The organism is Corallococcus aberystwythensis (assembly GCF_003612165.1).
GTDB classification, from domain to species: Bacteria; Myxococcota; Myxococcia; order Myxococcales; family Myxococcaceae; genus Corallococcus; species Corallococcus aberystwythensis.
On sequence record NZ_RAWK01000301.1, the window covers coordinates 1 to 11,428 of the forward strand.

Sequence of the window (11,428 nt, forward strand, 5' to 3'; positions counted from 1 at the left end):
CCCTGGACCCCCAGCGCGGCCCCGGCGCCGCGGGCGCCATGTTCGCGCCCCCCGCCGTGGACGACGTGAGCCTCATCCCCACCCTGGAAGAGGCCGAGCGGCAGCTCATTGCCCGGGCCATGGCCGTCACCAAGGGCCACAAGGGACGCACGTGTCAGATCCTGGGCATCAGCCGTCCGACCCTTGAACGAAAGCTTCAAAAGTTCGGTCTTGCACAGGGTCATGGTCCACAGGTGCACCCTTATCCGGTGAAGGATGCTTCCTGACAGTGTCCCAGCCCGGACAAACCCGTGTGCCCCTTTAACGTTTCGTTCAAACTGATCAGACTGTTTGAACGTTCTGTTTCAGGTTTCGGACACACTTCGGGGGGCCAGACCGGGCTGTAGCGCTAAGTACCCGGCATTCCTCAAACTGTTCCCCTGGGAATACTTCAAGTGCCCGTGGCACGCCTCTTGGAAAGGGCAAGGTCCGTCCGCAGCAGCAGCAGCGACCAACCTTCCGAATCCCCTTCCGTCTTTCCAGGAGACTCCCATGCACGGCTTCAACCGCCCCCTCGGCCCCATCGGTTCCAACGTCGTGGCGCCGCTGCAGGCGACGTCCTCCGGCATGATGGTGACCGCGAACAAGCTGGTCCCTGGCCAGGAAGCCATCGACTTCAAGGGCTACTTCAAGGTCGAGTCCTTCCCGCACAACTCGACCATCTACCGCCCCGGCGACACGTCGGACCGCGTGTACCTGCTGAAGTCCGGCCGCGTGCGCCTGATGCGCATTGGCAAGAACAGCACCCGCTCCGTGGTGTCCATCCTGCGCCCGGGCGACCTGTTCGGCGAGCTGTTCCGCCCCGAGGGCACGCCCATCGAGGAGATGGCCGTGGCGGCGGGCGAGGCCGAGGTGTGGAGCATCGAGGGCCGTGACTTCCGCGCCCAGCTGGAGGCCCGTCCGGCCCTGGCGGTGGACGTGGTGCGCGCCTACGCGGACCGCGTGCGCTCGCTGCGCAAGCGCGTGCTGGGCCTGACCTTCAAGGAAGTGCCGGCCCGTCTGGCGGACACCCTGCTCACGCTGGTGGAGGCGCACGGTGAGCGCTGCCCGCACGGCGGCGAGACGGACCTGCGCGGCATCACCCAGCAGGACCTGGCGGACCTGGTGGGCGCCTCGCGCTCCTTCGTGTCCACGCTCATCAACGAGATGAAGCGCGAGGGCGTGCTCGGCAACGTCGGCCGCATCCTCTGCGTGCGTGACCAGAAGGCCCTGCGCAAGCTGGCCTCCAAGGAGAAGTAAGACCCCACGCCGTCCCTCTTGAGGGACCGTGACGTCCAACGGGCCTGACCGCGAGTGCATCCGCGGCCGGGCCCGTGGTGTTTTCAAGGCATGGCGTTCAGAACGTGAAGCCCATGCCGAACTCGGGGGCGAAGCTCCGGTTCTGCCCCGGGGGGCGCACCTCGGAGTCCAGGTAGAGGCTGCGCGCCCCGCCCCGCAGCATGAGACTGCCCAGGTGCAGCGCCAGGCCCGCGCGAACGTCCATCTGCCGGTAGGGAAAGGGCGTCACCTGGAAGCGCGCCTCCACGTCCAGGGGCCCCAGGATGCACGCCTCCATGGACATGCCCAGGCTGGGGCCCACGTAGACGCGGCCGGGCAGATCCACGATGGAGACGCCCGCTTCCGCGCGCATGCGCAGGTCCTCCCGGACGAAGGGGGAGTACGTCACGTGCATCTCCCCCAGGGTGCGGGTGTCACGGGACGTAGCACCGGCCCCGGTGCCCATCAGCCGGGACAGCCGCAGGTCCACTCCGAAGCGGCGGACATCCCAGCCGACGTCGAAGTCCACGCCCATGCCCCCCTCGACGGGGGACGCGAGCACGCCCGCGCGGAAGGAGAACGGCACGGCGTGCCGCAGGGAGTTGCGCTGGGGCTGCGCGTCGGCAGCGTCGATGTCGTGGCCATGGTGGGTGCCTGTGCTGGCGATGGCCTCGCCCATGCCCCGGAACAGCAGCTCGAAGACAGCACCCAGGATGAGGGCCGCGGCATCGTCGGACGCGCTGCTGTCGCTGAACTCGAAGCTGTCGTCCGTGGACGACACCGTCGTCCTCTTCGCTGAACGGTTCTTGTTCTCGTCGTCCTTCTTCGAATCGTCGTCGTCCCTGGCGCCAATGGCGGACGCCTTGTGGACGGGCTTCGACGTTTCGTTGGAATCCGACTTCTTGCCGAAGCGGGCCTCGGCGGGAGGCGCGGCGAGCAGGCCCACGAGGAGCCCTCCGCCCAGCACGACCTTGGGGAACGACATGGGGTTGAACCCCCTCCGCGAGGCACGGCCGGCCCGACCGCCCCTCACACGCCGCATTCAAATCCCGGGGGCCCACGGGAAGTCAACGTCACGTGGCAACCAGAGTGTGCCGGAGCGCGTTGCGCGCTTGCCCTCCGCCGGGGGGCCGCACAGCATGCTCGGCCATCGTGCCCGTCCCTACTGAGTCCCCGAGCCCCCATCGCACGTACACCGACCGCCGCGCGGCCGCCCAGGCGGACCTGACGGCGCTGGACCGCGTCAGCGCGAGGTACGCCAACCTGCGCACCGTGGCCTTCGTGGCGGCGCTCGTCATCGCGGCGCTGACGCTGATGGGCCGGCTGCCCAAGCCCTGGTGGTGGGCCGCGGCGGGAGCGCTCGCCGTCTATGGCCTGCTGGCCGTGCTGCACCACCAGGTGTTCCTCAAGGAGCAGCGCGCGCGCCACTTCGTCCTGCTCAACGAGCGGGGCCTGGCGCGGCTGGAGGGCAGCTGGCACGCCTTCACCGACACGGGTGAGCGGTTCCTCTCCCCCAACCACCTGTACGCGACGGACCTGGATGTCTTTGGCCAGGGCAGCCTCTTCCAGCTCATCAACGAGGCGGCGACGCGCGCGGGCGAGGAGCGGCTGGCGTCATGGTTGTCCGCTCCCGCGACCGCGGAAGCGGTGGTGACCCGGCAGGGCGCCGCGAAGGAGCTGGCCCCCCGCGTGGACTTCCGCCAGGAGCTCTGCGTGGACGCCCGCGTGGTGGCGAAGGACAAGGCGGACCCGGCCCTCTTCATCCAGTGGGCGGAGGCCGGCCCCTCGCTGGACGCCATCCGCTGGTCGCGCCCCCTGGCGGTCCTGCTGCCCCCGGTGACGCTCACCCTCTTCATCCTGGGGACGGTGGGCGTCATTCCAGACAGCCTCGTGTGGCTGGGGTTGTTCGCGCAGCTGGGCGTCGCGCTGGCCACGCGCCGCACGCTGCGCCAGATGGACGAAGGCGTGGAGCGCGGCGAGCGCGGCTTCGTGCGCTACGCGTCCCTCTTCGAGCGCGTGGAGGGACAGACCTTCGAGCACCCGCGCCTGAAGCAGCTCCAGTCCGGCCTGCGGGCGCAGAGCGGTCCTCCGGTGTCCGCGCTGTTCCGGCGCTTCAGCCGGCTGTACTCGCTCATCGAGTTCAAGCGGCACCAGTTCCACCCCCTGGTGCACTGGCTCACGCTCTGGGACATCCACGCCCTCTTCGCGCTGGAGAACTGGCGCGCCGCGCACGGCCGCGACGTGCGCCAGTGGTTCGAAGGGCTCGCGGAGCTGGAGGCCCTCTGCTGCCTGGGAGGGCTGGCCCACGACCGCCCCGCGTTCACCTGGCCCCAGCTGGAGGCCCAGGGTCCGAGTGTCGAAGCCACGGCGCTGGGGCACCCGCTGTTGGATGCACCCGTGCCCAATGACGTCACCCTGCCCGGCCCGCGCCACGCATTGCTCATCACCGGCTCCAACATGAGCGGCAAGACGACGCTGATGCGCGCGCTGGGCGCCAACGTGGTGCTGGCATTGGCGGGCGCGCCGGTGTGCGCGGCGGCGTTCCGGCTGTCTCCGGTGCAGGTGCTCACCAGCATGCGCGTGAAGGACTCGCTGGAGCGCGGCGTGTCGTACTTCCACGCGGAGGTGCTGCGGCTGAAGATGGTGCTGGACGCGGCGGCGGCCGCGAAGGGGCAGGCCCTCTTCCTGCTGGACGAAATCCTACTGGGCACCAACACCCGCGAGCGCCAGATTGCCTCGCGCGAGGTGCTGCGGCTCCTGCTCGCCTCCGGCGCGTGTGGCGCGGTGACGACGCATGATTTGTCATTGGCGGTGCTGGCGGACGAGCCCGGCTCGCACGTGGTGAACGTCCACTTCCGCGACCACCTGGAGGACGGGAAGATGGTGTTCGACTACCGGCTCCGGCAGGGGGTGGTGGACACCACCAACGCGCTGCGGGTGCTGCGCCTGGCGGGCGTCCCGGTGAACGACCCGGACGCCCCGGCCTCCTGACAGTCCCCTCCGCGCCCCCTTCCAGTCACAGGGGGCGCGAAGCGGAAGCGGATTACTTCGCCAGCTCCACCAGCGCCGCGGCACCCATGCCGCCGCCGATGCACATGCTCACCACGCCGTAGCGGCCGTCGCGGCGCTTCAGCTCACGCAGGATGGTGGCCACCATGCGCGCGCCGGACACGCCCAGCGGGTGGCCCAGGGCGATGGCGCCGCCGTTCGGGTTCACCTTGTCCAGCGGGATGCCCAGCTCGCGGATGCAGTGCAGCGCCTGAGCGGCGAAGGCCTCGTTGAGCTCGAACACGCTGATGTCTTCAATCTTCAGCTTGTTGCGCTCCAGCAGCTTGCGGATGGCCGGCACGGGGCCGATGCCCATGACCTCCGGCGGCACGCCGGCGACCACGTAGTCCACGAAGTAGCCCAGCGGCTTGACGTTGAGCTCCTTCGCCTTCTCCTCGCTCATCACCACCGCGGCCGCCGCGCCGTCCGTCAGCGGCGACGCGTTGCCCGCCGTCACCACGCCCTTGGCGTTGAAGGCCGGGCGCAGCTTGGCCAGGCCCTCCACCGTCGTCTCCGGGCGCAGGATGGTGTCCACGGAGACGGTGACTTCCTTCTTCGTGCCGTCCTCGTCGAACATCGTCGTGGTGACGGGGAAGATCTCCTCCTTGAACTTCCCCTGCTCGCGAGCGGTGGCCGCGCGGCGCTGGGACTCCGCCGCGAACTTGTCCGCGTCCTCACGCGTGACGCTGTAGCGCGACGCGATGTTCTCCGCGGTGGCGCCCATGGAGGTGTAGACCTCCGGGATCTTCTCCATGATCTCCGGGTTGGCGGAGACCTTGTTGCCACCCATGGGCACCATGGTCATGGACTCGGTGCCACCGGCGATGGCCACCTGCATCATCCCGGACTTGATGCCCTGCGCCGCCTGCGCCACGGACTGCACGCCCGAGGAACAGAAGCGGTTGATGGTCATGCCCGGAACGGTGTCCGGCAGCCCGGCGAGCAGGCTCGCGTTGCGGGCCACGTTCATGCCCTGCTCCGCCTCCGGCATCGCACAGCCCAGGATGACGTCCTCCACGTCCGAGGCCTTCAGGCCGGGGACCTGGGCGACGGCCTCCTTGATGGCAAGGGCCGCGAGCGTATCCGGACGCGTGTCCTTGAACTCTCCCTTGTGGGCGCGGGTGAAGGGGGTGCGCACCGCGCTGGCAATCACGACTCGACCGGACATGTCAGGTGTCTCCCTGCCCGGACAGCATCCGGGCGTGCTTCGGAATTCGTGTCTGGAAACCCATTGAGTAAACGCCCCGCGCTAGTTGCGCAGCGGCTTGCCCTTCTCGAGCATGAACATCATGCGGTCCTGGGTCTTCTCCTCGCCGATGAGGCTCAGGAACGCTTCCATCTCCAGCTCCAGCAGCTTGTCTTCCGTCACCAGCACGGACGGGCTGGTGTCACCACCGGACAGCACGCGCGCCAGCTTCTGGGCGATCTTCCGGTCGTGGGCGCTGATCTGATTGTTGAGCTGCATGTCGTACAGCATCATGTCGATGGTGGCCGCGCCGTTGGGGCCCGGCAGCCGGAAGCGCGTGGGACGCGGCGGGCGGAAGCCGCCGTTCGCCAGCCCCAGCACGCGCGACTTCGCGTCCGACAGCAGGAAGTCACGGTTGCCCGTGATGCCGTCCTGCTGCGACAGGAAGCCGAACTCGCGCGCCTCTTCCGCGCTCGTCGCCACCTTCGCGGTGCCGATGGCGAGGAACACCTTCTTGAGGAAGGGCAGCGAGTCGAAGTCCTTGTCCGCCGCGTAGCCGCCGAACACGTTGCGCAGCAGCATCATGGTGCCGCCGCCGCCCGGGATGAGGCCCACGCCCACTTCCACGAGGCCCATGTACAGCTCCGCGCTGGCCTGCACCGCGTTGCCACCCATGGTGACCTCCGCGCCGCCGCCCAGCGTGAGGTTGAAGGGCGCCGTCACGACGGGCACGGGGCTGTAGCGCATGCGCTGGTTGGCCTGCTGGAACGCGGACGCCATCTTGCGGATGGAGTCGAAGTCCTCGCTCTTGGCCGCCATCAGCATGGCCATGATGTTCGCGCCAGCGGAGAAGTTGGAGCCGTCATTGCCGATGACGAGGCCCTTGAAGTTCTTCTCCGTCTCATCCAGCGCGGTGTTCATCATCGCGATGATGTCATCGTCGATGGAGTTCATCTTGGAGTGGAACTCCAGCAGCGTGACGCCGTCGCCCATGTCCCACAGCGACGCGCTGTCGTTGCCGGTGATCTTCTTGTTGCCGCGCTTCAGGTACTCCACGCGGGACGTGCGCGCGTTCTCCTGCACCGGCTTCACGGACTTGCTGGGGATGTCCCAGTAGGTGTCGCGGCCGTCCTGCACGCCGTAGAAGGACGTGCGGCCCTTGGCCAGCATCTCCTCCACCCAGGCGGCGGGCTTGAGGCCCAGCGCCTTCATGCGCTCCACGCCCTTCTGGACACCGTAGGCGTCCCAGACCTCGAAGGGCCCCAGGTCCCAGCCGAAGCCCCAGCGCACGCCGCGGTCCACGTTGACCAGGTCGTCGGCGATCTCCGGGATGCGGCGGCTGGAGTACGCCAGCACGTCCAGGGTGACGCGCTCGGCGAACTTGCCGGCCTTGTCGTCCGCGTTCATCACGGACGCCACGCGCTCCTTGACGTTCTCGATGTCCTTCGCGGCGCCCAGCGAGTCGAAGCGCACCTTCGCCTGCGGCCGGTACTCCAGCGTCTTCAGGTCCAGCGCGAGGATGTCCTTGCCACCCGCGGCGCGGTCCTTCTTGTAGAAGCCGCCGCCCGTCTTGTCGCCCAGCATCCCCTTCTCCACCATCTTCTGGAGGAAGTCCGGGGCGGCGAAGACGTTGCGCTCCTCGTCGTGGGTCAGCGTGTCGTAACAGTTCTTCGCCACGTGGGTGAACGTGTCCAGGCCCACGATGTCCGCGGTGCGGAACACGGCGGACTTGGGGCGACCCATGGCCGGGCCAAAGATCTTGTCCACCTCTTCGATGGACATCTCCGTCTTCTGCATCTCGGAGATGGTCCGCATCATCCCGTACACGCCAATGCGGTTCGCGATGAAGTTGGTCGTGTCCTTGCCGTAGACGATGCCCTTGCCCAGGACCTCTTCGCCGAACTTGTGGACGGTCTTCACGACCTCCGGGCTCGTCTCCTGGCCGGCGACCAGCTCCAGCAACTTCATGTAGCGCACGGGGTTGAAGAAGTGCGTGACGAGGAAGTTCTTCTTGAACTCCGCGCCGCGCCCTTCCGTCATGCCCACGATGGAGAGGCCGGACGTGTTGGAGGAGATGATGGCGTCCTTGCGGGCGTGCTTCTCCACCTTCGCGAACAGGGCCTGCTTGACGGACAGGTCCTCCTTCACGACCTCGATGATCCAGTCGCACTCACCCAGCCGCTGAAGGTCGTCCTCCAGGTTGCCCACTTCGATGGCCGCGAGCACCTGCTCGGACACGATGGGGCTGGGCTTCGCCTTGCGCAGGTTGGCGATGGCGCCCTGCGCGAACTTGTTGCGGAACGCCTTGGAAGCGGTGTCCTCGCCCGGGCCAGCCTTGGGCGGAACGATGTCCAGCAGCAGGGCGCGCACGCCGGAGTTGGCCAGATGCGCGGCGATGCCGCTGCCCATCACGCCAGCGCCAAGCACCGCCACTTTTCGGATCCGGGTCGTCATCGGAAATTCGCTCCCTTGAAAGGAAGTAGGGGACTGCACAAATGTAGGCGATTGACCCGGAAGTCAACCGGCATTGCCGTCGGGTGTGCTCGCCAGGAGGTCGACTCCCCGACTACAAGTCGGGCCCCATGGCTCGCCTCGACCCGCACTCGTACAACGACAGCACGCAGCCTGAGACGGAAACGCTGGACTGGAAGGCCCGCGTCGATTTCCGGACGCGCCGCCTGCACGCGGAGGCCACGCTGACCCTGAAGGAGGCGTCAGCGGGACCCCTCGACCTGGACACCCGCGACCTGGACATCCGGGGCGTGGTGGATGACCAGGGTCGCCCCTTGCCCTACATCCTCTCCCCTCCTGAACCCATCCTGGGCAGCCGGCTGCGCATTGAACTGCCGGAGGGCGTGAAGCAGCTGACGGTGCGCTACCGGACGTCTCCGGAGGCGAGCGCGCTGCAGTGGCTGACGCCGTCGCAGACGGCGGGCGGGCAGCAGCCGTTCCTCTTCAGCCAGTGCCAGGCCATCCACGCGCGCAGCGTGGTGCCGCTGCAGGACACGCCGCGCATCCGCATCCGCTACCGCGCGTCCCTGCGCGTGCCCAAGGGGCTCAAGTCCGTGATGGCCGCGTCCTTCGTGGCGCGCGAGGAGCACGGCGTGGAGGCGGAGGAGCACTACGAGATGCCGCAGCCGGTGCCCCCGTACCTGCTGGCGTTCGCGGTGGGCAGCCTCACGTCCAAGGAACTAGGGCCGCGCTCGCGGGTGTGGGCGGAGCCGGAGGCGCTGGAGGACGCGGCGGACGAGTTCGCGGGCGTGGACGACATGCTCAAGGCCGCGGAGTCCCTCTTCGGGCCGTACGACTGGGAGCGCTTCGACCTCTTGCTGATGCCGCCGTCGTTCCCCTACGGCGGCATGGAGAACCCGCGCCTGACGTTCCTCACGCCCACGCTCATCGCGGGGGACAAGAGCCTGGTGAACGTGGTGGCGCATGAGCTGGCGCACTCGTGGACGGGCAACCTGGTGACGAACGCGTCCGCGGAGCACTTCTGGCTGAACGAAGGCTTCACCGTCTTCGCGGAGCGCCGCATCCTGGAGGCGCTGGCGGGGCCGGAGGTCGCGGCGCTGCACGCGGCCCTGGGGCGCCGTTCGCTGGATGAAGCGCTGCACCACTTCCGCGCGCACCCGCAGCTCACCGCGCTGCGCACGCACCTGTCCGGCGTGGACCCGGACGAGGCCTTCTCCCAGATTCCCTACGAGAAGGGCTACCTGCTGCTGCGCGCGCTGGAGGACGCGGTGGGCCGCCCCACCTTCGACGGCTTCCTGCGCCGCTACCTGGCGAAGTACCGCTTCCAGGCGCTCACCACGGAGGAGTTCGTCCGCTTCACGGAAGGCGAGCTGCCCGGAGCGCTGGCGAAGGTGGACGCGGACGCGTACCTGAACCGGCCCGGCGTGCCAGAGAGCGCGCCCCGCCCCACCTCCGCGCGGCTGGAGGCACTGGAGAGGCTGCGCGGGAAGGTGCCTTCGCAGGCGGACACGAAGGACTGGACGCCCACCGAGTGGCAGCTCTTCCTGGAGAGCATGCCGGTGGACACGTCCAAGGACGTCTTCCGGGAGCTGGACGCGAAGTACGCGCTCACCGGGAGCCGCAACTCGGAGGTGCTGGTGGCGTGGCTGGTGGCGGCGCTGCGCGCGGGCTTCGACGCGCCGCTCGGCCGGGCCGAGGAGTTCCTCGGCGAGGTGGGCCGGATGAAGTACTTGAAGCCGCTCTACAGCGTGCTCGCCTCGTCGCGCGACCACCGCAAGGTGGCGCGCGCGGCGTTCGAGAAGCACGGGGCGAGGTACCACCCCATCGCGCGGCAGGGAGTGGAGCTCATCCTCGCCCGCGCGTGAGTCAGCGGACTACTTGAGGGTCGCGTCCAGGCGCTTCTTGGACAGGGCCAGGTACTCCGGGTTCATGTCGATGCCCACGTAGCGGTGGCCGTGCTTCAGGGCGGCCACGCCGGTGGTGCCGCTGCCGTTGAAGGGGTCCAGGATGAGCGAGTTCTCCGGGCAGCTCGCCTCCAGGATGCGCTCCAGCAGGGCCACCGGCTTCTGGGTGGGGTGGCTGCCAAAGGCCTTCTCCTCGCCGCGCGGGGCCGTCTGCGTCCACATGCGGCCGGCGCCGTCGGCGGTGAGCTCCTCGTCACCGTTGCGCGGCAGGTTCCACACGTCGCGCATCTGCTTGCCGCCGTTCTCCGCCTTCATGCGCTGGTAGTTGAAGACGTGCTTCAGCTTGCCGCCGGAGGACGGCGAGGCCCAGATGAGCAGCTCCGTGGAGTGCGTGAAGTAGCGGCACGCCAGGTTGGGGCTCGCGTTGGGCTTGTACCAGGTGACGGTGTTGAGCAGCTTGTAGCCCAGCTTCTGCATGGCGAAGCCGGCGTTGAAGATGACGTGCTGCGTGCCGCTCACCCACAGCGTGCCGGTGGGGCGCAGCAGGCGCTGGCAGGCGGCGAGCCACTTCGTGGTGAAGGCGTGGTCCTCCTCCACCCCGCGGGAGACGTCCCACTGGCCCTTGGCCACGGAGACGCGCTTGCCGTTCTTGCAGGTGGTGCCGCCGTTGGAGAGGAAGTACGGCGGGTCCGCGAAGATGAGGTCGAAGGACTGCTCGGGCAGCTGGGCCATCAGCTCCAGGCTGTCGCCCTGCAGCAGCGTGTAGGCCTCCCCGCGCTTCGCGAAGACGCTGTCGTTCTGGGAGCGTCGGACAATCTTCAGGGCAGGGGCAGCAGCTTCCGCGAACATCACGCCTCCGTCTTTGGGACAGACGTCTCTGGGACGCGGCGGACTGTGCGGTCAGTTGGCTGCTACGTCGAATTTCTGGCCTGTAATTGGCTGTAGCAGCCAAAGGGCGCGTGAAAATTTGACGAGCGCGGGGACTTGAAACACCGCGAGCAGGGCGGGAGTGCCTCTGTCTTTCGAGGCCCTCCACGACCCTGCCCGTGGGGTGCTGCGGATGCTGTGGAGCGGAAGGACTACGCCTTCTCGGGCTCGGCGGCCTCGGCGGCCTTGACGCCCTTCTTGGCGGCCGGCGCGTTGTTCGCGTACTTCTTCTTGAAGCGGTCGATGCGGCCGGCCGTGTCCAGCAGCTTGTACTTGCCGGTGAAGAACGGGTGGCAGTTCGAGCAGACTTCCACGCTGAACGAGCCGCGGGTGGACTTGGTCTCGACGATGTTGCCGCACGCGCAGGTGATGCGGGAGGGCGGGTAGACCGGGTGCATGTCGGGCTTCATGGCTTCTCTCCAGTGCGCCTTGCCCCCGCCCAGGATGGGAGGGAGGTCCAGCGTTGTAGGTGGGTCGGGGCTTATACCGACGGCCCCGCCCATTCTCAAGGATGCCCGTCCGGGCCGGGGGTTTCTCCTCGGGGCCCCCTCCCCCGGGGCCGGCCGGTGACCAGCCAGGGAGGCGGGGGCTAGGT

Annotated in this window: 9 protein-coding genes; 4 read left to right on the forward strand and 5 right to left on the reverse strand. The window is 68.4% G+C overall.

Going from position 1 to position 11,428, the window contains the following annotated elements; translation table 11 throughout:
* Positions 1-266, forward strand: a 266-nt coding sequence (locus D7W81_RS34970; RefSeq protein ID WP_208721578.1) for a helix-turn-helix domain-containing protein, incomplete at its 5' end; no start/stop codon positions are given.
* A gap of 265 nt (positions 267-531) precedes the next feature.
* On the forward strand, positions 532-1,278 hold the full coding sequence (gene mrpC / locus D7W81_RS34975) for a Crp/Fnr family transcriptional regulator MrpC (protein WP_014395195.1): 747 nt from the start codon (positions 532-534) through the stop codon (positions 1,276-1,278).
* Between the two features lie 97 nt (positions 1,279-1,375).
* Here mrpC and D7W81_RS34980 read toward each other — a convergent pair whose 3' ends face one another.
* Complete coding sequence (locus tag D7W81_RS34980; protein ID WP_120559722.1) at positions 1,376-2,281, reverse strand: hypothetical protein; 906 nt, start codon at positions 2,279-2,281, stop codon at positions 1,376-1,378.
* 167 nt (positions 2,282-2,448) lie between these two features.
* On the opposite strand from D7W81_RS34980, the gene D7W81_RS34985 reads away from it, so the two are divergent.
* On the forward strand, positions 2,449-4,287 hold the full coding sequence (locus D7W81_RS34985; RefSeq protein ID WP_120559723.1) for a MutS-related protein: 1,839 nt from the start codon (positions 2,449-2,451) through the stop codon (positions 4,285-4,287).
* 52 nt (positions 4,288-4,339) lie between these two features.
* Here D7W81_RS34985 and D7W81_RS34990 read toward each other — a convergent pair whose 3' ends face one another.
* Both D7W81_RS34990 and D7W81_RS34995 read right to left on the reverse strand, forming a co-directional pair.
* A complete protein-coding gene (locus D7W81_RS34990) occupies positions 4,340-5,512 on the reverse strand; it encodes a thiolase family protein (RefSeq protein ID WP_120559724.1) in 1,173 nt (390 codons plus the stop codon).
* Between the two features lie 81 nt (positions 5,513-5,593).
* Positions 5,594-7,984 (reverse strand): 3-hydroxyacyl-CoA dehydrogenase/enoyl-CoA hydratase family protein, encoded by a 2,391-nt coding sequence (locus D7W81_RS34995; protein ID WP_120559725.1) that lies wholly within the window; start codon positions 7,982-7,984, stop codon positions 5,594-5,596.
* Positions 7,985-8,112: 128 nt separating this feature from the next.
* Here D7W81_RS34995 and D7W81_RS35000 point away from each other — a divergent pair, with 128 nt between their 5' ends.
* Positions 8,113-9,867 (forward strand): M1 family metallopeptidase, encoded by a 1,755-nt coding sequence (locus D7W81_RS35000; RefSeq protein WP_120559726.1) that lies wholly within the window; start codon positions 8,113-8,115, stop codon positions 9,865-9,867.
* A gap of 9 nt (positions 9,868-9,876) precedes the next feature.
* On the opposite strand, the gene D7W81_RS35005 is transcribed toward D7W81_RS35000, so the two are convergent.
* Both D7W81_RS35005 and rpmE read right to left on the reverse strand, forming a co-directional pair.
* A complete protein-coding gene (locus tag D7W81_RS35005) occupies positions 9,877-10,755 on the reverse strand; it encodes a DNA-methyltransferase (RefSeq protein WP_120528908.1) in 879 nt (292 codons plus the stop codon).
* A gap of 230 nt (positions 10,756-10,985) precedes the next feature.
* Positions 10,986-11,243 carry a 50S ribosomal protein L31 gene (rpmE, locus tag D7W81_RS35010; protein ID WP_120559727.1) on the reverse strand — a complete coding sequence of 86 codons (258 nt, stop codon included), beginning with the start codon at positions 11,241-11,243 and terminating at the stop codon, positions 10,986-10,988.
* Positions 11,244-11,428 lie beyond the last annotated feature (185 nt).